This is a genomic window from Sulfuritalea sp. (genome assembly GCF_031426875.1).
GTDB lineage: Bacteria > Pseudomonadota > Gammaproteobacteria > Burkholderiales > Rhodocyclaceae > Sulfuritalea.
Window position 1 is genome coordinate 1 of record NZ_JASJPC010000010.1, and the last position, 22,793, is coordinate 22,793.

Sequence of the window (22,793 nt, forward strand, 5' to 3'; positions counted from 1 at the left end):
GCTCGCGACAACGGCTTATCGCGAGCAAGCTCGCTCCTGCAGGGAATGCGCCTTTCCCTTGTTGACTGACTGCTAATTCAGTTCGGCGGCGAGTACATCGGGTAAAGGATGTCTTCCTCGCGCTTGATGCGCGCCACCAGGGCCTCGCCGATGCCGCGCAGGTCGGTGGCGAAGGCGTCGCTCAGTTCCGGATACTCGCCGATCGCCTTGTATTTTTCGAGGAAGCCCACCACCACGCGCCCGATGCCGTCCATTTCGTGGCGGAAGCCGTGCATCATCTGGTGGCTGACCGAGTCGTTCGCCAGCAGATGTTCGAGGTAGACGTAGAGGCGGACATTTTCCTTCAGCAGGTGATCCATGATCATGGTCTGGAACTGGCCCAGCAGGCCCTGCACCTTGACCATCTCGCCGGCGAAACTGGCGGCGCCGATCGCCTGGAAGGTTTTGAGCAGCTTCTGGTGGTCTTCCTTGAGGGAAGTGATCAGCTTGGCGTCGTGATTGATGTGCGTGCCAGGCGCATGGGCTGCCTTTGTCTCCGGCGCAGGCGCGGGAACATTGACGATGACCGGCTCGCGGGCAGGGGGCGCAGCAGTTTTCTTGTTGCCGAACAACAGGTCGAATAAGAACATGATGTTTCCCTCAAGATTTATGTCGTGGTGCAGGCTAGGCGTGCAAAACCGTTCTGTAATTGATCCATATCAGGATCAGGGTCTTTGTCGCCGGTGGTAGAGTCCACGTCCATGGAGTCCTTTCTGATCGCCAATCCCAAGGGAGGGGTGGGCAAAACGACACTGGCGACCAATCTGGCGGCGTTTTTCGCCCGCCAGGGCCGGCGCGTCATGCTCGGCGACATCGACCGCCAGCAGTCCTCGCGCGAATGGCTGAAGCTGCGTGCGCCGGGGCTGCCGCATATCGCCACCTGGGAGATCGCTCCCGAGCAGCCGGCGCGGCCGCCCAAGGACACTACGCACGTCGTGCTGGATACGCCGGCCGGCCTCCACGGCAAGAAGCTGGGCCAGGTGCTGAAGCTGGTGCGGCGCGTGATCGTGCCGTTGCAGCCGTCGATTTTCGACATCCTCGCGACGCGGCATTTCCTCGACGCCCTGGCCGAGGAAAAGGAAATCCGCAAGCATGAAGCCTTCGTCGCCATCGTTGCCATGCGCGTCGATGCGCGCACCCGCGCCGCGGCGGAACTGGAACGCTTCCTCGCCGATACCGGCCTGCCGGTGGTGGCCCACCTGCGTGACACGCAGAACTACGTGCAGGCCGCCGCCCATGGCATGAGCATTTTCGAGCTGGCGGCCAGCCGTGCGGAGAAGGACCTCGAGCAGTGGCAGCCGCTGCTGGACTGGGTGCAGCGGCCGATCTGAACCCCTGTAAACCGAAAGCCTTGCGGCGCAAGGATTTTGGTGCTGGTTTCGGCGCTCAGTGAGGCCGGTTATGCGCCGATACGCAGCTTTTATCTGCCACGAATGACGGGTGTCGAAGGACTAGAATCTTCAGCAACTCGACACTTTCTCACTCCTGGAGATAATCATGAAACGCAAGACCGTGATGCTGCTGGCGATTCCGTTTGCAATCGGTGCCGGCACCGTGCAGTCGGCCGAAAAGGCCGCCGAAAGTGCTGCGGCGCCGACCGCGGCTGTCGTGTCCGACCGCAGCGCCGAGAGCGTGGTCAATGCAAAATGCATCGAATGTCATGGTCCCGGCAAGAAGCATGCGCCGCGCATCGATGACCGAGATGACTGGACCAAGCGCGCCAGCAAGGGCCTCGATGCCCTGGCGCTCGGCGCCATCCGCGGCCATCACGGCATGCCGGCGCGCGGCGGCCGTGCCGACCTGACCGACGCGGAATTCAAGAACGCGATTTTCTACATGTTCACCAAGGCCGTTTCGGCGCCGGCCAAGAAGTAAGCCGGACAGCGGCGCCGGGGTGTATGGGCGCCGCTTTGCCCGCACGGCGGCGGGTCCCGGCGGCATGGAATTCAGGCTCTCGTGCTGCGGGCGCGGGAGTAAAATCGCCTTGCCATGTCCGCCCCGTCGTCCCTCCCCAGGTTTGTCCATCTCCGGCTGCACAGCGAATACTCGATCACCGATGGCCTGACGCGCATCGATGAGGCCATCGCGCAGGCCGCGGCCGACGGCCAGCCGGCCCTGGCGATCACCGACCTCGCCAACCTGTTCGGCATGGTCAAGTTCTATTCCGCGGCGCGCGGCGCCGGCATCAAGCCGATCATCGGCTGCGATATCTGGATCGGCGACGAGGATGCCGGCGACAAGCACGATGGACCGGCGCGCCTGCTGCTGCTGGCGAAGAACCGCGCCGGCTACCTGCGCCTCTGCGAACTGCTGTCCGCCGCCTACCTGGCGCCGCGCCGCCACGGTCGCGCCGAGATCACGCGCGCCCAGCTCGGCCAGGGCGACAACAGCGGCCTGATCGCGCTATCGGGCGGCCCCTTGGGCGATATCGGGCAGATGCTGGCCGCCGGCAAGCTGGACCAGGCCGACGTGCGCGCCCAGGTCTGGGCGCAACTGTTTCCCGCGGCCTATTACATCGAGCTGCAGCGACCTGCCGGCCGCGATGCCGCCGCTGCCGAGGTGCTGGTCGCGGCCAGCGTCGATCTTGCCGCCCGGCTGGGCTTGCCGCTGGTGGCGACGCACCCGGTGCAGTTCCTCCAGCGCGAGGACTACAAGGCGCACGAGGCGCGGGTCTGCATCGCCGACGGCTATGTGCTGGGCGACAAACGGCGACCCAAGCGCTATAGCCCGGAGCAGTATTTCAAGACCCAGGCCGAGATGGCGGAACTCTTCGCCGACCTGCCCGAGGCAGTGCAGAATTCGGTGGAAATCGCCCGCCGCTGCAATCTGACGGTGCAACTGGGCAAGAGCCGCCTGCCGGATTTCCCGACCCCGGGCGGCGAGCCGCTGGAAGCCTTCCTCGCCAGCGAGTCGCATGCCGGCCTGGTGCGCCGCATGGAGCTGCTCTACCCGGACCCGGCCGAGCGCGAGAAGCAGCGCCAGACCTATGTCGACCGGCTCGACTTCGAGATCGACACCATCATCAAGATGGGCTTCCCCGGCTACTTCCTGATCGTCGCCGACTTCATCAACTGGGCCAAGCACAACGGCGTGCCGGTCGGCCCCGGGCGCGGCTCCGGCGCCGGTTCGCTGGTGGCCTACAGCCTGGGCATCACCGACCTCGATCCGCTGCGCTACGACCTGCTGTTCGAGCGCTTCCTGAATCCGGAACGGGTCTCGATGCCCGACTTCGACATCGACTTCTGCCAGGAAGGTCGCGACCGCGTCATCGATTACGTCAAGAAGAAATACGGCGCGCATGCCGTGTCGCAGATCGCCACCTTCGGCACCATGGCGGCCAAGGCGGTGATCCGCGACGTCGGCCGCGTGCTCGACCTCGGCTTCAACTTCGTCGACCAGTTCGCCAAGCTGATCCCCAACGAACTCGGCATCACGCTGGCCGATGCGCTGGCGAAGGAACCCCTGATCCGGCAAAGAATCGAGGCCGAGGAGGAAGTCGCCGAACTCTGGACGCTGGCGCTCAAGCTCGAAGGCCTCACGCGCAACGTCGGCATGCATGCCGGCGGCGTGCTGATCGCGCCGGGCAAGCTCACCGATTTCTGCCCGCTCTACGCCGCAGCCGGCGCCGAGTCGGTGGTCTCGCAGTTCGACAAGGACGACGTGGAGAAGGCCGGCCTGGTCAAGTTCGACTTCCTCGGCCTGCGCACCCTGACCATACTCGACGAGGCGGTGCGCCTGGCGAAGGAAGTCGAGGGCGCGGACATCGACCTCGCCACCCTGCCGCTCGACGACCGCGAAACCTATGACGCGGTGTTCAAGACCGCCAACACCACGGCGGTGTTCCAGTTCGAATCCGGCGGCATGAAGGACACGCTGGTGCAGGCGCGGCCGGATCGGCTGGAAGACCTGATCGCGCTGAACGCGCTGTACCGGCCGGGGCCGATGGACTTCATCCCGACCTTCATCGCCAGGAAGCACGGCCGCGAGAAAGTCGTCTACCCGCATCCGAGCCTGGAGCCGGTGCTGGCCAACACCTACGGCATCATGGTGTACCAGGAGCAGGTGATGCAGACCGCGCAGGTGGCGGCCGGCTATAGCCTGGGCGGCGCCGACCTGCTGCGCCGCGCCATGGGCAAGAAGAAGAAGGAGGAGATGGACCAGCAGCGCGCCGTGTTCGTCGAGGGCGCGGGCAAGAACAACATCGGCGCCGGCCAGGCCAACGAAATCTTCGACGTCATGGAGAAGTTCGCCGGCTACGGCTTCAACAAGTCGCACGCGGCGGCCTACTCGCTGGTGGCCTACCACACCGGCTGGCTCAAGCAGCATCATCCGGCGGCGTTTGTTTCCGCGACGCTGTCCTCGGAAATGGCCAACACCGACAAGGTGCAGTTCTTCTACAAGGACGCCATCGACAACGGCCTGGTGTTCCTGCCGCCCGACATCAACCACAGCGGCATCCGCTTCCGCCCGGTCGACGGCAAGACCATCCGCTACGGCCTCGGTGCCATCAAGGGCACCGGCGAGGCGGCGCTGTCGGTGATCCTGAAAGCCCGGGAGGGTGACAAACCCGGCGACGGCCCCTTCCGCGACCTGTTCGATTTCTGCCGCCGCATCGACAAGCGCGTGGTCAATCGCCGCGTGATCGAGGCCCTGATCCGTGCCGGCGCGTTCGACGGTATAGATGATCATCGCGCCAAGCTGCTGGCCTCGACCGGCGTCGCCCTCGAAGCCGCCGAGCAGGCCGAGCGCAATGCCATGCAGGGCGGCCTGTTCGACATGGGTGCCGGGGCCCAGGAAGACACCGCGCACTACGCGCATCTTGCCCATGTGCCGCGCTGGACGGAACGCGAACAGCTGATGAATGAAAAGCCGGCGCTGGGCTACTTCTTTTCCGGCCATCCCTACCACGCCTACGCTGCCGAGCTGGGTTTCTTCGTCAAGCGACGGCTGGGCCAGCTCGAACCGCAGCGCGAGCCGGTGCTGCTGGCCGGCGTGGTGATGTCCACGCGCACGCAGATGACCCGCCGCGGCAAGATGGCCGTGGTGGTGCTCGACGACGGCAGCACCCAGCTCGAAGTCACGGTGTTCAACGAACTGTGGGATGCCGAGCGGGCCAAGATCAAGGAAGACGAACTGCTGCTGGTCGAAGGCAAGGTACAGAAGGACGACTACAGCGGCGGCCTGCGCATCACCGCCGACAAGCTCTACACCCTGGCCGAGGCGCGCGGCCGCTATGCCCGCGGCCTGCGCCTGACCATGAACGGCGGCTCCGACGCCAGGCGCCTGCAGGCGCTGCTGAGTCCCTTCCGCAACGGCCCCTGCCCGGTGCGGCTCTCCTACCGCAACGGCGATGCGACGGCCGAACTGCCGCTGCCCGAAAGCTGGCGCGTGCGGCTCGACGATGCGCTGCTGGCGGGCCTCACCGACTGGCTCAAGGCGGAGAACGTGAAAGTGATCTACCAATGATCACGCTGATCGACAACGCGCTGCTCGATGCGCTCTGCGCCGAGGCTGCGGCCAACCCGCGCCGGCGCAAGAACCGCAATTTCCACCCGACCGACGATCATCCGGCCCATCGCCTGCTCAACGCCATGCAGCCGGATTCCTATATTCCGCCGCATCGCCATCTCGATCCGGACAAGGACGAAACCTTCGTCGTCCTGCGCGGCCTGCTCGGGCTGGTGCTGTTCGACGACGAAGGGGGCATCGTGCGCAGCGTGAAAGTTGGCGCTGGCGGCGCGGCGCTCGGCGTCGATATTCCCCACGGCACCTGGCATACGGCCGTGGCGCTGGAAGCCGATACGGTGTTTCTCGAAGCCAAGGCCGGTCCCTACCGGCCCTTCACCGCGGCGGAAAAGGCGCCCTGGGCGCCGGCGGAAAATACCCCGGAGGCCGCGCCCTATCTGGCCATCGTGAAAGCGCTGGTGACGCGCCTGTAGCAGCCCGAGCCGGGCTCAGGAAACGATATAGGCGCCCGAGCCCGTCGACAGCAGCTTGCCGTCGGCACCGCGGAATTCCATGCGCGTGGTGGCGACGCGCGAACCGAGACGCAGGACTTCGGCGTGCAGTTCGAAGTGCTCGCCGATGCCGGGGCGCAGGTAGTCGATGCGCAAATCGATGGTGCCCAGCTTGCCGAAGCGGTGCAGTCGTTGCGCCGGCGCTTCGTCCATGTGGCGCGCGCCGATGGCCGCCATCACCGCCAGGCCGCCCATCGCGTCGAGGCTTGCGCTGATGACGCCGCCATGGAGCCGGTTGGGGCTGCCGACCAGTTCGTGGCGCATGGCGATGCGGCCCATGACGCGCTCCGGCGTGATCGAGGCGATCTTGAGGCCGAGGACCTGGTTGAAGACGATCATTTCCTCGAAAATCTTTTTCAGGCCGGCAACGAATTCCGGCTCGAACTCCTGCAGCGGATCGGCCGCGGTGTCTTTCTTCATGGTTTGCGGGCGAAGTGGGGGGGCTATGCCGTTGCGGGCAGGATAAATGCCAGTGCCTTGACCGTGACTTCATCCGGAAAAAGCCGCGACTTGTGGGTCTTCGGGTCGAGGCAGACCACGGTGAAATCGCAGACCGAGCAGATGTCCCCGGTTTCGGTATTGAACAGCTCATGGCGAAAACGCAGCACCTTGCCGCGAATTTCCAGAACCCCGGTGCGCACCGCCACGGTGTCGCCGGGGTACAACTCCTTCTGGTAGCTGATGTTCTGCTGCACGGCGGCCAGATGCAGCGCGCCGCTGCGCAGTAGCGAGGGCGTCATGCCCAGCATGGCATAGAACTGCCAGCAGGCAGCGTCAAGGAACTCCATGTAGGCGCGCACATTGATGTGGCCCATATGGTCGCGCTGCCACTCGTGGACCGTGCCACGTGCCGTTTCGATCATGATTGCCGTCTTTCGTTCGCCGGCGGCCCCGGCAGTGCGGGCCGCACAAATGCCCTGCAGCTTACTTCAGGGCGTCGGCGAGATCCTTGTCCGTGACCTTGCCCGAGCGATGCAGCCACAACAGGATGGCCAGGGGCTTCGGAATGTTGCGGCCGGATTCGTAGCGCGAGCCGCCCGACTGGGTGACGCCGTAGCGCGTCCAGAAATCCTTCTGGTTCAGCTGCTCTTTCTTGCGGGCATCGGCTATGTCAGAAAAATCGAGTTTCTTCTTGCGGGCCATGATGCTCTCCTCTGCGGGTGGTTAAGCGAGGCTTCAAGCATACCGCCAAATATGCCGTTTGGGGTAGTCAGCGGGCAGGTTTTTTCTCCATGCCGATATCCTTCAAAGCTTGTGTCGCCATCATTGATATTTGAATCAAACCGGCGGCGTCGGCCACAGCGAGCGCACGCCGGTAGGCGGCCGCCGTATCGCCAGCGCCAACTTTGCGCCGGATGTCGCCGATCAGCAGCCAGTCGCCGGCGATCTTTTCGGGCAACGCCAGGCGGCGGTCGATGTCGAGTGCCGCCTGCGCCGCAGGCAAGGCGCCGGCGGCATCGCCGGTAGCCAGTCGCGCGGCGGCGACCAGCCGCCAGGCATTGCCGGTTTCATGCGCCAAGTCCTTGCCCTGCAACAGTTTCAGCGCCGTTTCGGCATGTGCCAGCGCGTTTGCCGCGTCCCGGGCAGCGAGCGCGGCGCGTGCCTGCAGCAGATGCAGGCTGGCGGCCTGGGCACAAGTGCCGGCGCATAGTCCGGCGGCGGCGGCGAGGTTTTGCCGCGCCTCCGCATCGTGTGCCAGCGCGAGTTGCGCCTGGGCCTTGAGCAGCAGGATGTCCAGCGCCAGGCCGGCATCGGCGCTGCCTGCCGCGGTCGCCAGCACGCCCAGCGCGGCCTCGGCGCGGCCCAGGGCGAGTTCGCTGCGCGCCAGGTGCAGCCGGCTGCGCGCGGCGCCGCGGCTATCGTCGATCGCGGCGTAGAGGCGCACGGCCGTGTCGAAGCGGCGCGCGGCGAAGGCATAGTCGCCGCGCTCGTAGCGCTTTGCGCCTTCGCTTTCGGCTTCCAGCGCGGCTCTGAGGCGCTGCGGCTCGGGCGGTTGCGGCGTCGAGCCGCAGCCGGCAAGGATCAGGGTCACCAACAGCAAGAGGCTAGCGCGCACGGGCAGCCTCCCCGCGCGGGTCGCTGTCGGCCTTGAGCGTGGCCGGCGCCGGCGCATCGACGAAATTCCGGATCGGCCAGGCTTGCTTCGCGCCGCTGACGATCTCGCGCACGTCGGCGGCGACCGAACTGCCGTCGCGCAGTGCCGGCGGCACGCTGGTTTCGGCCTCGGCGGTGATCTTCTCGACGTGATCGAGCACCTGCTGGGTGCGATCGATCATGGCGGGCAGGCGCTGGTTGGCGGTCTCCAGCGTCTGGCCGAGGTATTTCAGGTCCTGCTCGGTCTTGCCGAGGATGCGGATCGCCGTGCCGCCGATGCCTTCGATCTGGCGGTTGCTGTTGGCCAGCAGGGTGTTGAGCGCTTCCGAACTCGAGCGGATCTGCGCCAGCGTGCCGGGCAGGCCCTGCTGCGGATCGGCCAGGGCGCCGGTGATGGTTTTGATGTCCTTGAGGATGGGGATGAATTCGTCGCGCACCTGGTTGGCCAGCGCGGCGAGGCCGTCGGCACGGGAAAACGCCAGTCGCGCCTGCGCCGGCGCGAGGCGGCTCTTGTCCGCGCCCGGCAGGATTTCCAGCGTGGCCGAGCCGACCAGGCCTTCCTTGCGCAGTTCGACCCGTGCGTCATGGGTGATGAAGCGCATGTGGTCGGCATCGATTTCCAGATTCACCAGTACCTGGCCGTCGTCCTTGAGGTTGACGTCGGCCACCGAGCCGACGCGAAAGCCGGCGATGCGTACCTGCTGGCCCTTGACGATGTCCTGGGCGCTGTTGGTGATGAAGCTGTAGCTGGTGGTCTGGCGGAACACCCCCTGGCGCACCACGATGGCGGCGGCGACGGCCAGCGTCGCCAGCACTGCCACGATCAGGAAGCGCCGGATGCCGCGGCGCAGCGCGGCGGCATCGGCATCGTATTGGGTCAGCAGGGACATCAAGCCTCCGCGAGTTCGGAAAGTTCTGTCGAGCTTCGACAATCGGGCAGCACGGGCAGTTCATGGCTGTCGAGATCGACGAAGAGCACCGGCCGGAAAGGATGGCGCGCGTGATAGACGGCTTCGACGGCGATCAGCGCGTTGGCCTGGCGTCGCGTGAGGCCGGCGAACAGGCGGTCGATCACCAGTAGTTCGGGCGGGCGCAGCAGCCAGCGCACGAAGCCGACCTTCCAGCGTTCGCCGCGTTCGAGGTTCATCGGCTGTTCGCGGGCGAGGACTTCGACGCGCTCCGGCGTCATGCCGCAGAGCTGGAAGGCGGCATCGAGGTCCTGGTCGCGCAGGTCGCGGATTTCGGCGGCGTCGTAGCGCAGCACCAGCGCAAAATTCCCGGCCACCGTCTGGTTGCCGAGCAGGCCGCCGTCGGCGGGCAGCACGCCGACGCCGGGGCAGTGTTCGAGTGCTGCCACCACCTGGTGCGCGATGTCGTCGTCGCCCACCACCAGGCGATGGCGGCCGCCGGCGTCGAGCGGCAGCGCCAGACGCAGGGCTTCGCCCTCGTACAGCGAGAGCCTGCGCTCGGCGACGTTTGCATGCAATTGGCTCATCTGAGCACGTAGAGCAGCAGGGCGAAGATCACGTCGATGACGAAGACGGCGATCAGGCCGGTGCCGACCGACTGCATCGCGGCGCCGGAAATGCCCTGGCTGCCGCGCGTGCCGCTGCTGCCGTGGTGGCAGGCGATGATGCCGACGGCGGCGCCCATCAGCGCGCTCTTGACCAGGCTCAGCAGGGCCAGCCAGGGGTCGGCCAGATCGAGGAAACGGCCGGCCGCTTCGGCCAGCGGCCGGCCTTCGACGAGGGCCGTGGCGAGCCAGCCGCTGCCTATCGATACCGCCTGGAAGCAGGCGGTCACGGCCGGCAGGGCGATGGCCATGCCGACGATGCGCGGCAGCAGCAGGTAGTCGGCGGGCGGCACGCCGAGCCGGCGCAGGGCGGTGAATTCGTCGTGCAGGCGCATCACGGCGAGTTCCGAGGCGATGCCGGCGCTGCTGCGCGCCACCACCACCAGCGCCGAGAGCAGCGGCGCCAGCTCGTAGAACAGGCCGAGGAAGAGCATGCGCTGGGTCAGGTCGCTGTCGCCGCCGATCAGTGCCGACAACTGGGTCGCCGCGGCGGCGCCGGTGAGCATGGCGAGCACGCCGATCACCGGCAGGGCGGCGACGCCGGCGCCATGGATCTGCCGGTAGAGCTGCTCGCGCAGCAACGGCCGGCGCAGTTCGCGATGGCGGCTGCCGACGAACCAGATCAGGCCCAGGTAAGCCGCGATGCGGCCTCTGGCCAGGGGGCTCACTTGGCTTCTCCGCGCGGCGTCGTGAGCGGCGGGGTCCAGCCCCAGAGGGCGGGCAGATCGGCCTGCGGGTGGCCGAGATCGACCAGCCCGCCGGCATGGTCGACGGCGGCGGCCACTTCCTGCGAGCAGATCACCGGATGCGGGTATTGCTTGGTCATGGCTTCGAGGCGCCCGGCGATGCCGACGGCGTCGCCGATCACCGAGAACTCGCGGCGCTGGCTGGCGCCGACATAGCCGGCGAGGACTTCGCCGCAGTGGATGCCGATGCCGATCTGCAGCGGGGCGATGCCTTCGGCGGCGAGTTCCGCATTGAGCCGGTCGACCCGCAGCAGCAGGTCCTGGGTGGCTTCCAGCGCGTTGCGCTGCGGCGCCGGCAGCGGCTGCGGCAGGCCGAAGGTGGCCATCAGTCCGTCGCCGACGTATTTGTCCACGGCGCCGCCGCTGGTCTGGATGGCCAGCGCGGCTGCGGCATGAAAGCGGTTGAGCAGGGCGATCATGGCCTCGGGCGTGGATTGTGCGCCGCGCGCGGCGAAACCGCGGATGCCGGCGAAGAGCAGGGTCACCTCGCGGCGCTGGCCATTCTGTTCCAGCTGCAGCTCGCCGCCGAGCAGGGCGCGCATCACCTGCGGGCTGACGTGGCCGGCGAACATGCTGCGCAAAGTCTGCTTTTCGCGGAAATGCAGGGCGAAGTCCCAGGCATGGCGCGCGGCGAAGGCCAGCAGGGTGACGATGACGATGTTGGCCACCGGCAGATAGCGGCCGTGCCAGAGGGCGAAGGTGGAGCCGACGACGAAGCCGCCGATGACGCCGGCCAGCACCAGGGCCTTCGCCCAGTCGCTGCGACCGAACCAGAGCAGGACGCCGACGCCGGCCAGCAGCAGCGTGAAGTCCGCCGGCATGCGCTCGATCAGGCCGCGGCCGAGCAGCGAGCGCAGGGCCTGGATATGCACCACGGCGCCCGGCTCGGTGCGGCTGCCCGGCTCCCAGGCCGCCAGCTGCACCGGCAGGCGGTGGCGGGTTTCGGTCGGCAGCAGGTTCGCCACCACCACGGCGCGGCCCTGCACCAGGGCCAGCAGCTTCTCGTCCTCGCCGCGGCGGATCCAGTCCAGCACCGTGGCGACCGGCGTGTATTCGATGGCGCCGCCGACGCTGTAGTCGATCATGCCGGTCAGCGATCCCTGGCGGCCCATGTGCTTCGCCATGGCCAGCGCCAGCGGCTCCTGGTTTTCGTTGGAGCGGCAGCGGCGCTGGTTGACCCGGCGCACGGTGCCGTCGGTATCCTCGCAGATGGCCAGCGAGGCAATCGCGCTTTTGCCGATCGCGGCCGCCAATTCCGGCGCAATCGGGCGCAGCTTGCGGTCGACGCCGGGCGGCTGGCCCACCACCAGCGGCGCCGCGCCGCGCAGCCGGTAGATGCCGGCCAGCAGCACCGAATCGATGTCCTTGACCAGGAAGTCGTAGGAGCGCACCGGCAGCGGCAGCGCCAGCCCGACCACGGCCGGCTGGGCCGAGGAAAGGCCGGCCAGCAGCGCGCCGAGATGGGTATGCCAAAGCGCGGTGGGCTCGGGAATGGATTCGTAGGCGGCCTCGTCGATGCCGATCACCACCACGTCGTGAGCCAGCGGCGTCGGTGCGTTGGCGCGCAGCCAGCGCACCTGGACATCGTAGAGCGCCTGGTCGGCGAAGCGCAGCGTGCGGGTTCCCATCAGGCCCCAGGCCGCGGCGCACACCAGCAGGAAACCAATCAGGATATCGCGTGAGAGGCGGAACATGGACTGATTATGGCATGCGGCCGCAGCGGGGAAAGCCGCTGGCCGCCGGCCGTCGGCTCAGGCCGTCGGGCGCAGCTCGAAGTCGGCGAACTCGCCGCTGGCGGTCTCGACCATGACATCGGCGACCACGGCGCCGGCCGGACCTTCGCGACTCCATTCCAGAATGGCTTCGATCTGTATGGCATCGCCGGCGATCATTGCCTCGACGCTGCCGTCGCGGCGGTTGCGCACCCAGCCGGCGACGCCCAGCAGGCGCGCCTGCGACATCATGGCGTAGCGAAAGCCGACGCCTTGCACGATGCCGCTGATGACCAGGCGGCGAACTTGCATCACCGCCTCGCCGCCGTTGGGCCGCGCCCCGGAGGAATCCGCAGTGGCTTTGCGAGCGTCGTGTGCTCGCTTAGCCCGCTGCGCAGAGGATTCATCAGTCCCCTTGGGGGACTCCAAGGCCAGGCAGCCATGAACCGGAGCGGGCGCAGCCCGCGAACCACCGTCACCCCCTTGCCTGGCAAGGGGGGCGGGGGGAATGTCCTCATTTCACCCGCATACCGGGTTGCGCGCCGCTGTCGGGAGAGAGCAGGAACAGGCCGGGCGACTTGCCGTCGGCATCGGAGGCGGCCAGCACCATGCCTTCCGACATGCCGAACTTCATCTTGCGCGGCGCCAGGTTGGCCACCATGACCGTCAGGCGGCCGACCAGTTGTGCCGGATCGTAAGCCGACTTGATGCCGGCGAAGACATTGCGCGTGCCGCCCTCGCCGAGATCCAGCGTCAGGCGGATCAGCTTGTCGGCGCCCTCGACGTGCTGCGCGTCGGCGATGCGCGCGATGCGCAGGTCGATCTTGCCGAAGTCGTCGATCGAGATGTGCTGCACCTTCGGTTCCACCTGGCCCTGCGCCTTGTCCTCGGTGGCCTGCTGATGCTGCGCGTGGCGTTGCGGCGACTGCGGATCAACAGTTGGCGCTGGTGACACGGCGACCTGCGCGGCGGGCGCTGCCGTGGGTTCCAGCGATTCGCGGTTGGCGGCGATCAGGGCCTCGATCTGCTTCGGGTCGATGCGCTGCATCAGGTGTTCGTAGGCATTGATCAGGTGCGCCGGCGGCAGCAGGTGGCTGGCATCGCCCCAGTGCAGCGGCGCGACGTTGAGGAATTCCTCGGCGCGCTGCGCCAGCTTGGGCAGCACCGGCTTGAGATAAATCGTCAACAGGCGGAAGGCGTTGATCAGGAGCGAGCAGACCTCGTGCAGCCTGGCTTCCTGGCCTTCCTGCTTGGCCAGGACCCAGGGCTGGTTCTTGTCCACATACTGATTGATCTGGTCGGCCAGCGCCATGACGCGGCGCAGCGCGCGCGCCGTGTCGCGGCCCTCGTAATGGCCGGCGATTTCCTCGCCGGCCTCGGCGAGGCCCGGCAGCTCTTTGCGGAAGGTTTCCGCCAAATGTCCGGCAACCAGCTTGCCATCGAAGCGCTTGGCGATGAAACCGGCGGCGCGGCTGGCGATGTTGATGTACTTGCCGACCAGATCGGAATTCACGCGCTGGGTGAAGTCGTCGAGGTTGAGGTCGATGTCTTCCATCGTGCCGTTGAGCTTGGCGGCGAAGTAATAGCGCAGCCATTCCGGGTTGAGGCCCTGCGCGAGATAGCTCTCGGCGGTGATGAAGGTGCCGCGCGACTTCGACATCTTGGCGCCGTCCACGGTCAGGAAGCCGTGGGCGAAGACGCCGGTCGGGATGCGATAGCCGGCGTGCTCGAGTTCGGCCGGCCAGAACAGCGCATGGAAATACAGGATGTCCTTGCCGATGAAGTGGTACAGCTCGGCCTGCGAATTCTTGCCCCAGAATTCGTCGAAATCGAGGCCCTTCTTGGCGCAGAAATTCTTGAACGAGCCCATGTAGCCGATCGGCGCATCGAGCCAGACGTAGAAGAATTTCCCCGGCGCACCCGGAATCTCGAAGCCGAAGTAGGGCGCGTCGCGCGAGATGTCCCAGTCGGTCAGTTTGTTCTCGCCGGGTTCGCCCAGCCATTCCTGCAGCTTGTTGATCGCCTCGGGCTGGGCCTTGCAGACCTCGCGCGTGGCGCGGCGCAGGAATTCCTGGCAGCGCGGATCGGAGAGCTTGAAGAAATAGTGGTCGGAGGATTTCAGCACCGGTTGCGCGCCCGACACCGCCGAGTAGGGATTCTTCAGCTCGGTCGGCGCATAGGCCGCGCCGCAGGATTCGCAGGCATCGCCGTACTGGTCTTTGGTGCCGCACTTGGGGCACTCGCCCTTGATGAAGCGGTCGGGCAGGAACATGTTCTTGACCGGATCGTAGTACTGCTCGATCGAGCGCACCTCGATCAGGCCGGCGGCCTGGAGCTTGGCGTAGATGTCCTCGGAATAATGCCGCGTCTCGTCCGAGTGCGTCGTGTGATAGTTGTCGAAGGCGACATGGAAGCCGGCGAAATCGCGCGAATGCTCGGCATGGACGCGGCCGATCAGGGCCTCCGGCGTGATGCCTTCCTTCTCGGCGCGCAGCATGATCGGCGTGCCGTGGGTGTCGTCGGCGCAGACGTACCAGCATTCATGGCCGCGCATCTTCTGGAAGCGCGTCCAGATGTCGGTCTGGATGTATTCGACCAAGTGGCCGAGGTGGATTGCGCCGTTGGCATAGGGCAGGGCGCTGGTAACGAGGATCTTGCGGGTCATGACACGGTCTTTCCGGGGGCTGGCGGCGGGCGTGCGGCCTGCCGCATCTGAAGGGGGGCATTGTACCGGGGCGGGGTGGCTGCCAGGGCAATCGCATGAACGCCTGAAACACCGTCTCCTCCCCCTTCAAGGGGGAGGTTGGGAGGGGGATGGGGGGCGACACGGGCGTTGGGTGGGTGCCAGATCGTGGCTGCGCCGCGTCGCCAGCGCCGACTATTGATGTTCCGTCATTCCCGCGCAGGCGGGAATCCAGGAATTACGTGAGGCTTGCCGGGACTCGCCCCGGCGGGCGACCTACTTTCTTGCTCGTGCAAGAAAGTAGGCAAAGAAGCACGCCCCGCCTCCCCGGCCCTGCGGGCTGCCCTCGCTGCGAAAGCTTCGCCGGGCCGGTCGCTAAACTAGCCGGCCAAAATGCGGCCGTCGTCGGACAACGCGACCGGAATTCCCCGGCGAACCTTCCTCGCTCGGCGGGTCAGAGGGGAATGAAAACCGTCGCCCGTGACGCCCCGGGGGTGAGGGGTAGGGAACATAGGTCTCTATCGCGCGCTCTTAGATTGAATCGGTTCACTGCAACCGCCAAATAAACAAAGCCTCATAGCGATGATGTGTAAGTCAAGTCTCTGGAGCAATTCGCTAACTATGATTCCGAGCCCTCAGTTTTCTGAGCAGTTCCTTGAGTAAGTTCCTTCAAGAACGGCTCCACAGAATTTCTGGCGGCATCAATCTCCGGTTGGCGCCCAAACCGTCCCTCAAGCACATCTAGCCCGCCAAGTAAGTAAGGCAATACAAATTGACGCGCGTGGGGCACGCCATTACCTTCCCTCTCAAGGACTGCGAGAGCGGTCAGGTACATTGGTAGCGTTTGCTCAACTGAACTAAAAAATAGGTTGTGCCCGATCCCCATCGAATCGGCAATCCTCTTGCCAATTCGACGTGCGTCCAATCGAGTGGCAATGTAGCCAGAGGTGAACGCTATGGCGATGACTGAGGCTATCAGTCCATTGAGCAGCCCAAGCAATACGATTGAGGCCGCCGAGCATCCAACAATCCAGTAGATTCTTCTGTCGATATGAGCCCTGCGCACCAAGAAGACAAATAGGGCGGTTGTGCCGAGAAGAGATGCGGCCAAAACCAAGAACTTAATGGGCTCCATATTGGGAAAGCTCCAGAGGTGGGTGCGGTGGACAGCGACGTTAATGCGTCAGTGATTGCGCTGTATCTTTGCGCCTTTATCATTATTCATTTGGGGATATGCGCCAAACTGCTCTTTCGTTTTTGGAAAGTGAGAATTGAACGGATAGCTTCTCCCCAAAGGCGTCTCGGTAAAGATCAACCAGTGACGAGGCGATATCTGTGTAGTTCGTTGGATCGAACTCATGACTGCTTGTGACTCCATGCCCCTCCTTATTCCGAAAAACCTTTGCAATCCGTAAGCCCTTGAGCGTCGAAGTTCTATTCTGAAGCGGTACGACTACGATTGTTAGCTTTTCGATCAACTCATTGAGCATCACAGTTTTGTCCTCGACAAGCTGTATGTCCTTGACGTCATTCGCCAAGAATGGAAACTTGAGCTGACTATCCTTCGGTGAACGGTTGATTGCATAGCCCTGTTTTAGATAGATGGCCTTTAGCAGAAGCTCGATTCCTATACCAATAAGTAGCCGCTTCCTCGAATTTCGCGCAACTAATTTCAGCGAACTCTCGATGGGCATGTCCGCTTTCAAAAGAGTTGCAGCCTCAAGCAAGTTTGCCTCGGCCATTTTTTTAAACAGAGGCCAGTCGGCGACAGTAAACACCTTTGCAAACTGTGATTTCACCAACTGTTCAATGTTCGGCATTTGAGAGGAATGCTGCAAAGTGGTTTGTCGGTAATCACCGCAATGGAGGGGTAATTGATTTTAGTTCCAGCCTGCCTCCCGCGACGGTTTTCTTTCCCCTCTGACCCGCCGAGCGAGGAAGGTTCGCCGGAGAATTCCGGCCGCGTTGTCCGACGACGGCCGCATTTTGGCCGGCTAGTTATTTCCGGCGCGGAGCGCCGGAAGGTATCCAGGCGATTAGCGACCGGCCCGGCGGGCCTTTCGCAGCGAGGGGTGAGCGCGGGGTTTCGCAAGGCCAATTGATTGGCCTTGCGCCGCGCGAACGGGCGAGACTCTGGCGAGCCCTCCGCCGCAGGGCCGGGGAGGCGGGCGCCGTGTTTGCCAAACCCGTTTGGGTACTTTCTTGCCGCGCAGCAAGAAAGTACCTCGCCCGCCGGGGCGAGTCCCGGCAGCTCCCTTCGAAGCGAAAGCCCAAGAGTTGGCGCTGGCGACCCGGCGCCAAGCATCAGTCCAGTAACGCCTCCGCCAGCATCGCCGGCGACAGGACCGTCACGCCTCGAATCGTCGTGCCATAGAGTGGGCCGAAATGGGTTCGGTCGCCCGTGACCAGGATGTCGCAGCGATGGTGGATGGCGGCGGCAAGTACCGGCCTGTCCTTTTCGGGCAGGACCAAGGTGTCAGGCAGCAGGCTGTTGCCGGCGATCAGGCCGCCGATGCTGATTCGGGCGGCCATGGCATTCAGCACCGGGAGGCCGGCGGGAGTCTTGGCGGCCGGATTGCGCCGTGCCTCCTCGAAGACGTAAGCGTCGGCCCACAACTCGTGTCCGGCGCCTTCGCAGAGCGCCAGCAACTGCCTTACCGCGCCATCGGCGCGAGCCGCGGAGAACAGGATATTGGCGTCGAGGAAAATCCGCACTGCGTCAGCGCGATTTCTTTTTCAGCACGGCGGCCAATTCGGCCTCGGCCGCGTCGAATTCGCGCAGGCGCTCGTCGCTGTACAGCTCGATGGGCAGTGTAACGGCGGGCTTCAACAAGAGGCCGTCGGGCGTGGTCTCGGCAATCAGTTGGTCGTTGGCGGCGAGGCCCATGGCCTGGCGCAGTTTGGCCGGAAGCGTGATGACGCCACGCTCGGTAATGGTAAGTGTGGTTTTCATGCTTTGCAGTTTTGCAGAAAAGCAGCAATACTGCAAGTATTTGAACGACCATTCGTTACCCGCGTCTTCCTTGCTTAATCCGATGAAATGGCTAATATGGCCGTAATGGCTAGTTCAAGGAGAAGCAAATGATTACCGTCACGTCGGTCGAAGCGCAGAGCCGTTTCGGCGAATTGATAGATCGCTCGCAGCGCGAGCCGATCGAGGTCACGCGCCGCGGGCGGACCGTGGCTTATGTGGTTTCGGAACACGACATGCAGGCGCTGGCGGACGTGAAGAAGCGCCGCGAGGAAGCGGCAAGGTGGTATTCGCAGTATCGCGCGCAGGTGATGCCGCAACCGGGCGCTGCCGAACTGACCGATGCCGACGTGGATCGGCTGGTGCATGAGCTTCGCTAGGCGCGTCGTTATCGATACAGGCGTCTTGGTCAGCGCCGCAATCCGTCCGCAATCCATACCGGCACTGGCGCTGGAGAAAGCGCTGTTGCATTTCGATGTCTGCGCCAGTGAAGAAACGCTGATGGAATTGACGACAGTGCTGCTGCGCCGGAAATTCGATCGCTACGCGTCGAAGGCCTTGCGCCAGGCCTTTATCGACGGCTTTAGCGAGCGGGTGGTGTTGTTCGTGGTGACCAAAGAAGTTGGCGATTGCGTCGACCCCAAGGACAACAAATTCCTGGCTTTGGCCGAAACCGCCGAGGCCGAGTTGATTGTCGCCAGTGATCCGCACCTGACGGACATGCATCCCTGGCGCGGCATTCCGATCATGCCGCCGGCGCCGTTCCTGGTCGGAATCCGCTGACCGCCGGCTAGTACGCAGACATGCTGAAACCGATGCCTGTAGGAGCGAGCTTGCTCGCGACAACGGCTTATCGCGAGCAAGCTCGCTCCTACAGGGAATGCGCCTTTTCCTTGTTGACTGACTACTAGGTCGAATAGGCCGAAGCGGATATCGAATCGCCGTCCTGCCGGCGCCGACTCTTGCACCGGCATCACTGCGGCGGCTGCGCTTCGATGCGGATCGAGGCGAACCAGCGGGCGAGGGCGGCTATCTCCTCGTCGCTCAGGGGGTGGGCGATTACGTTCATGACTTCGTGGCGTCGGGTTGCGCTGCGAAAGGCGCGCAGTTGGGCCGCCAGGTAGCTTTCCGGCTGGCCGGCGAGATTGGGCGTGTTCGGCGCGCTGGAAATGCCGGCCAGGCCGTGGCAGACCGAGCAGACCTGGCGCGCCTTGAGGCGGCCGGGATCGTCGGGCGCGGCGCCGGCAATGGCCGGCAAGCAGAGTGCTGCAACAATGACAAGCAGATGGCGCGTGACTGCGTGGGGGGTGTGTGGCATTGAAATCACCGGGGAAAGGAAGGCAGACGAGCGCGGCGGGCATGGGTCGAGCCCATGCCCGCCGCGGTGCGGGAGTTTTAGTTGCAGCGGACGGGGTTCAGGGGTTGTAGCTGACCCGGTAGATGGCCCCGGCGAAGTCGTCGCTGATCAGCATCGAGCCGTCCTTCATCATCGCCACGTCGACCGGCCGGCCGCGGTAGAGGCCGGTTTCGCCGTCGAGCCAGCCGTCGGCGAAGACCTCGGTCTTGTCCGCGCTGCCGTCGCTCTTCAGGCTGGTGAACATGATCCGCGCGCCGACCGGCGTGGTGCGGTTCCACGAGCCGTGCTGGGCCGAGAACAGGCCGCCGCGGTACTTGGCCGGGAAGGACTTGCCGGTGTAGAAGGCGAGACCCAGGTCGGCGGCGTGGGCGACCATATAGACCTGCGGGTCGGTGATGTTGGCCGGCAGCGGGTCCTTGTCGTAGCCGAACTCGGTGATGCGCGTCTTGCCCTGCTTCCACGGATAGCCGAAGAACATGCCGGGCTTGGTGGCGCGGTTGATCTCGCCCAGCGGAATCTCGTCGCCCATGCCGTCGGTCTGGTTGTCGGTGAACCACACCGCGCCGTCCTTGGGGTTGATTTCGATGCCGACCGAGTTGCGCAGGCCGCGCGCATAGACTTCGCGCTTGGAGCCGTCGAAGGGATTCATGCGCACGATGCCGCCGATGCCCCACTTGTCGAACAGCGCCAGCTTCTCGCGCGGCGGTACGTTGAACGGCTGGCCGAGGGTGACGTAGAGCATGCCGTCGGGGCCGACGCGGCAGGCGCGGGCGTGGTGGTTGTACGACTCTTCCTCGACCGGGATCAGGCCGCCTTGCGCCACCACTTCGATCACCGCGACGTCGCCGCCTTCATAGAAGAACTCGGCCGCCGGGAAGTTGAGGATGCGGTTGTGCTCGACCACGATCAGGAAGCCGTCCTTGGTCCAGCACACGCCGTTGGGCGTCTGGAACTTCAGCGAGGGCGCGAAGGGCTTGACCTCGGTGGCCATTTCGCCGCTGTTGCGGTTGGTCACCGCCCACACGGTGTTCTTGCGGGTGCCGACGAACAGCATGTTGGTCGACGGCGCCACCGCCATGTGGCGCGCGTCCGGCACCACGGCGTAGAGGTCGATCTTGAAGCCCGGCGGCAGCTTGACCCGCTTCAGGTTCTCGCGGATGGCGTCGGCATTCTTGCCGCTTTGGGCTACCGGCGGCATGTTGACGTCGGCGCCGGAAACCTTCATCTGTTTCAGCTTCTCGATGCTTTGGGCATGGGCCGGCAATGCGGCGCCCAGCGTCAGCAGTGCGGCAAGTGCGGCGAGTGCGGCCGTCAGCGGCCGCGTCAATTGGTATGGCATGGGTTGTCTCCGTCGGTATTGTTTTGGGAACGAGTCCATCGGTCGATGGCCCGCCCTGCTCTGCAATATGCATGCCGAGTGCCTGGCGCCGCAGCAGGGCGCGGCGGCGGCTGGCGGCGGCGTACAGAAATGCGCCGCGCCGTGTGGCGACTGTACAGAAACTGGTCAGTTGAAGCGCCGCCGCCGCCCTGCTATTCTCGACGCCACAAAAAGCGGCGAACATAACGCCGCCGGCGCGCCGGTCAGGGCTGCGCGCGCCACTCGACCCAGGAGACGAGGATGTTCCAGCACCAGGCGCGGCCAGTGGCCCGTGCGCAGGCCAGTCGTACTGCGGGGTCGGCGTTGCCGGCCGACGAAAGCCCCTCGACGGACATTCTCGACAGTTGGGCGCGCTGCGTCGACGCGGGCCTCGACGCGCATGCCGCGCCGCGTCTGCCGGTCGTCGCCGGCGGCGAACTCAGGCGCCGCCGCGAACAGGCCGACTACGTGCGCCGCCTGGCGCTGGCAGAACTGGAGACGCTGTTCCACCAGATCGCCGGCTCCAACTTCCTGCTGGCCTTTGCCGACAGCGAAGGCGTGATCCTCGATCTCTACGCCGACAACCGCTTCGCCATGAGTTCGTCGGGCGAGACGATCCGCGCCGGCAGCCAGTGGACCGAGCAGGTAGCCGGCACCAACGGCCTGGGGACGGCGCTGGCGGCCGGCAAATCGGTGGCGGTGAATGGACCGGAACACTTCTTCGCCCGCTATGACGCGATCTCCTGCACGGCGGCGCCGATTCGCGATGCCGGCGGCGCGATCGTCGGCGTGCTCGACGCCTCGTCATATTTCGAGTCGCGCCAGCGCCACACCCAGGCGCTGGTGCAGATGGCCTCGGCGCATATCGAAAACCTGCTGCTGGTGCACCAGATGGAGGCCGCCATCGTCCTCGCGATTCATCCGCGGCCCGAATTCCTCGGCACCATCAGCGCCGGGCTGCTGGCTTTCGACGCGGGCGGCCGGCTGTGCGCCTGCAACGGGCGCGCGCGCACCCTGCTGACCGGCCTTCCGGCACGGCGCGGAGCAGCCTTCGAGCAGATCTTCGCCGAGCCGTATGGGCGTTTCCTGGCGCGTCTGGAGGGCGGCGCGGACATTTGCCTGCGCGACGTGCTGGGCAGTTCCCTGGTCACCAGCTGGGTCAACCGCGGGCCGGCGCTCTCGGGCACGCGCCCGGTCGCCGCCGCGCCCGCTCCGGCGGCGGTCGCGGCGCCGAATTTCGTCGCCGACGACCCGGCCCTGCGCAGCGTGCTCGAGCTCGTCGCCGCCACTGTCAAGCTCGGTTCGCCGCTGCTGATCCAGGGCGAGACCGGCAGCGGCAAGGAACTGCTGGCGCGCCACGCGCATGAACTGAGCGGCCGCAAAGGGCCGTTTGTCGCCATCAACTGCGGTGCCCTGCCGCGCGAATTGTTCGAGGCGGAGTTGTTCGGCTACGTCGGCGGCGCCTTCACCGGCGCGCGCCGCGAAGGCTATCAGGGCCTGATCGCCAGCGCCGACGGCGGCACCCTGCTGCTCGACGAGGTGCGCGAACTGCCGCTGCCGCTGCAATCCGCGCTGCTGCGCTTCCTCGACGACCAGACGGTGCGCCCGGTGGGCGGCCAGAAGGCGCGTCGGGTCAATGTACAGCTGGTGGCGGCAAGCAACGCCGATCTCGACGGCGAAGTCGCCAGGCAGCGCTTCCGCGCCGATCTGCTCTACCGCCTGAACACGGTGCGGGTCGACCTGCCGCCGTTGCGCAGGCGGCGGGATTTCGCCGCCTGCGTGCGCTTCGCGCTGGCCGCGATCGATGCCCAGGCGAGCATCAGCGATGCCGCCGTGAGCTGGCTCAAGGGCTACGCCTGGCCGGGAAATTTTCGCGAGCTGCGCTCGGTGCTTACCCGTGCGCTGCTTTCGCAGCCGACCCGGCGCATCGATCTCGCGCAACTGCCGGCGCTGCTTGCTGCACCGCGCGGCGCCGGCGCCGATGCCTCGGCCCTGCGCCAGGGCGCGACCGAAGCGGTGCTGCGCGAGTTCGAGCGCAGCGGACGCAGCGTCAGTCGCACCTCGCGCAACCTCGGCGTTTCGCGTACCACCGTGTATCGGCACTTGCGCGAGGGGAATGTGCTTCCACCGCCCGGATAAGTTGGCGATGGCGACACGGCACTGCTTCTCGTCGCCCGATTTGGCACATCAGCCAATCCTGATATAAAATCCCGACTAATTCACTCAAGTATGCTTTCCCGGTTA

Annotated in this window: 24 protein-coding genes; 7 read left to right on the forward strand and 17 right to left on the reverse strand. The window is 65.5% G+C overall.

All coding sequences use genetic code 11. From position 1 onward, the window contains the following. Nucleotides 1-77 precede the first annotated feature (77 nt). Nucleotides 78-629 (reverse strand): hemerythrin domain-containing protein, encoded by a 552-nt coding sequence (locus RMO95_RS05360; RefSeq protein WP_310449565.1) that lies wholly within the window; start codon nucleotides 627-629, stop codon nucleotides 78-80. Between the two features lie 111 nt (nucleotides 630-740). Between RMO95_RS05360 and RMO95_RS05365 the strand changes: the two genes are divergently transcribed. From RMO95_RS05365 to RMO95_RS05380, 4 genes are all read left to right on the forward strand, one after another. Beyond that, entirely contained in the window at nucleotides 741-1,370 is a 630-nt protein-coding gene (locus RMO95_RS05365; RefSeq protein WP_310449566.1) for a ParA family protein, read from the forward strand. Between the two features lie 166 nt (nucleotides 1,371-1,536). After that, nucleotides 1,537-1,914 carry a c-type cytochrome gene (locus tag RMO95_RS05370; RefSeq protein ID WP_310449567.1) on the forward strand — a complete coding sequence of 126 codons (378 nt, stop codon included), beginning with the start codon at nucleotides 1,537-1,539 and terminating at the stop codon, nucleotides 1,912-1,914. 114 nt (nucleotides 1,915-2,028) lie between these two features. Further along, a complete protein-coding gene (gene dnaE / locus RMO95_RS05375; RefSeq protein ID WP_310449568.1) occupies nucleotides 2,029-5,505 on the forward strand; it encodes a DNA polymerase III subunit alpha in 3,477 nt (1,158 codons plus the stop codon). Beyond that, nucleotides 5,502-5,978, forward strand: a complete 477-nt coding sequence (locus RMO95_RS05380; protein WP_310449569.1) for a WbuC family cupin fold metalloprotein — start codon at nucleotides 5,502-5,504, stop codon at nucleotides 5,976-5,978. Before dnaE ends, RMO95_RS05380 begins: the two co-directional genes overlap by 4 nt. Before the next feature lie 15 nt (nucleotides 5,979-5,993). Here RMO95_RS05380 and RMO95_RS05385 read toward each other — a convergent pair whose 3' ends face one another. The 14 genes from RMO95_RS05385 to RMO95_RS05450 all read right to left on the reverse strand — a co-directional run bounded on the left by RMO95_RS05385 (nucleotide 5,994) and on the right by RMO95_RS05450 (nucleotide 17,817). Next, nucleotides 5,994-6,476: a thioesterase family protein gene (locus RMO95_RS05385; protein WP_310449570.1), complete on the reverse strand. Its 483-nt coding sequence runs from the start codon at nucleotides 6,474-6,476 to the stop codon at nucleotides 5,994-5,996. A gap of 23 nt (nucleotides 6,477-6,499) precedes the next feature. Next, entirely contained in the window at nucleotides 6,500-6,919 is a 420-nt protein-coding gene (locus tag RMO95_RS05390) for a thioesterase family protein (protein ID WP_310449571.1), read from the reverse strand. Between the two features lie 61 nt (nucleotides 6,920-6,980). Continuing rightward, nucleotides 6,981-7,199 carry a hypothetical protein gene (locus RMO95_RS05395; protein WP_310449572.1) on the reverse strand — a complete coding sequence of 73 codons (219 nt, stop codon included), beginning with the start codon at nucleotides 7,197-7,199 and terminating at the stop codon, nucleotides 6,981-6,983. Nucleotides 7,200-7,266: 67 nt separating this feature from the next. Then, nucleotides 7,267-8,112 (reverse strand): hypothetical protein, encoded by an 846-nt coding sequence (locus tag RMO95_RS05400; protein WP_310449573.1) that lies wholly within the window; start codon nucleotides 8,110-8,112, stop codon nucleotides 7,267-7,269. Next, a complete protein-coding gene (locus RMO95_RS05405) occupies nucleotides 8,102-9,040 on the reverse strand; it encodes an MlaD family protein (protein ID WP_310449574.1) in 939 nt (312 codons plus the stop codon). Before RMO95_RS05405 ends, RMO95_RS05400 begins: the two co-directional genes overlap by 11 nt. Continuing rightward, nucleotides 9,040-9,645 carry a hypothetical protein gene (locus tag RMO95_RS05410; RefSeq protein WP_310449575.1) on the reverse strand — a complete coding sequence of 202 codons (606 nt, stop codon included), beginning with the start codon at nucleotides 9,643-9,645 and terminating at the stop codon, nucleotides 9,040-9,042. The genes RMO95_RS05405 and RMO95_RS05410 overlap by 1 nt, the downstream gene beginning before the upstream one ends. Beyond that, on the reverse strand, nucleotides 9,642-10,391 hold the full coding sequence (locus RMO95_RS05415) for an ABC transporter permease (protein WP_310449576.1): 750 nt from the start codon (nucleotides 10,389-10,391) through the stop codon (nucleotides 9,642-9,644). The genes RMO95_RS05410 and RMO95_RS05415 overlap by 4 nt, the downstream gene beginning before the upstream one ends. Further along, nucleotides 10,388-12,163: an adenylate/guanylate cyclase domain-containing protein gene (locus tag RMO95_RS05420; RefSeq protein ID WP_310449577.1), complete on the reverse strand. Its 1,776-nt coding sequence runs from the start codon at nucleotides 12,161-12,163 to the stop codon at nucleotides 10,388-10,390. The genes RMO95_RS05415 and RMO95_RS05420 overlap by 4 nt, the downstream gene beginning before the upstream one ends. Nucleotides 12,164-12,220: 57 nt before the next feature. Then, nucleotides 12,221-12,493 (reverse strand): acylphosphatase, encoded by a 273-nt coding sequence (locus RMO95_RS05425; RefSeq protein WP_310449578.1) that lies wholly within the window; start codon nucleotides 12,491-12,493, stop codon nucleotides 12,221-12,223. A 202-nt stretch (nucleotides 12,494-12,695) separates the two neighbouring features. Continuing rightward, complete coding sequence (metG, locus tag RMO95_RS05430) at nucleotides 12,696-14,846, reverse strand: methionine--tRNA ligase (protein WP_310449579.1); 2,151 nt, start codon at nucleotides 14,844-14,846, stop codon at nucleotides 12,696-12,698. A 637-nt stretch (nucleotides 14,847-15,483) separates the two neighbouring features. Beyond that, entirely contained in the window at nucleotides 15,484-15,999 is a 516-nt protein-coding gene (locus RMO95_RS05435) for a hypothetical protein (RefSeq protein WP_310449580.1), read from the reverse strand. An 82-nt stretch (nucleotides 16,000-16,081) separates the two neighbouring features. Next, nucleotides 16,082-16,684, reverse strand: coding sequence for a hypothetical protein (locus RMO95_RS05440; protein ID WP_310449581.1), 603 nt, complete (start codon nucleotides 16,682-16,684; stop codon nucleotides 16,082-16,084). 484 nt (nucleotides 16,685-17,168) lie between these two features. Further along, nucleotides 17,169-17,579 (reverse strand): PIN domain-containing protein, encoded by a 411-nt coding sequence (locus tag RMO95_RS05445; RefSeq protein ID WP_310449582.1) that lies wholly within the window; start codon nucleotides 17,577-17,579, stop codon nucleotides 17,169-17,171. 4 nt (nucleotides 17,580-17,583) lie between these two features. After that, entirely contained in the window at nucleotides 17,584-17,817 is a 234-nt protein-coding gene (locus tag RMO95_RS05450; RefSeq protein ID WP_310449583.1) for an AbrB/MazE/SpoVT family DNA-binding domain-containing protein, read from the reverse strand. 128 nt (nucleotides 17,818-17,945) lie between these two features. Between RMO95_RS05450 and RMO95_RS05455 the strand changes: the two genes are divergently transcribed. After that, nucleotides 17,946-18,215, forward strand: a complete 270-nt coding sequence (locus tag RMO95_RS05455) for a type II toxin-antitoxin system prevent-host-death family antitoxin (protein ID WP_310449584.1) — start codon at nucleotides 17,946-17,948, stop codon at nucleotides 18,213-18,215. Then, entirely contained in the window at nucleotides 18,202-18,618 is a 417-nt protein-coding gene (locus RMO95_RS05460) for a putative toxin-antitoxin system toxin component, PIN family (RefSeq protein ID WP_310449585.1), read from the forward strand. The genes RMO95_RS05455 and RMO95_RS05460 overlap by 14 nt, the downstream gene beginning before the upstream one ends. A gap of 190 nt (nucleotides 18,619-18,808) precedes the next feature. Here RMO95_RS05460 and RMO95_RS05465 read toward each other — a convergent pair whose 3' ends face one another. Further along, nucleotides 18,809-19,153, reverse strand: coding sequence for a cytochrome c (locus RMO95_RS05465; protein WP_310449586.1), 345 nt, complete (start codon nucleotides 19,151-19,153; stop codon nucleotides 18,809-18,811). A gap of 97 nt (nucleotides 19,154-19,250) precedes the next feature. Continuing rightward, complete coding sequence (locus tag RMO95_RS05470; RefSeq protein WP_310449587.1) at nucleotides 19,251-20,531, reverse strand: PQQ-dependent sugar dehydrogenase; 1,281 nt, start codon at nucleotides 20,529-20,531, stop codon at nucleotides 19,251-19,253. A gap of 279 nt (nucleotides 20,532-20,810) precedes the next feature. On the opposite strand from RMO95_RS05470, the gene RMO95_RS05475 reads away from it, so the two are divergent. Further along, on the forward strand, nucleotides 20,811-22,688 hold the full coding sequence (locus RMO95_RS05475) for a sigma-54-dependent Fis family transcriptional regulator (protein ID WP_310449588.1): 1,878 nt from the start codon (nucleotides 20,811-20,813) through the stop codon (nucleotides 22,686-22,688). Nucleotides 22,689-22,793 lie beyond the last annotated feature (105 nt).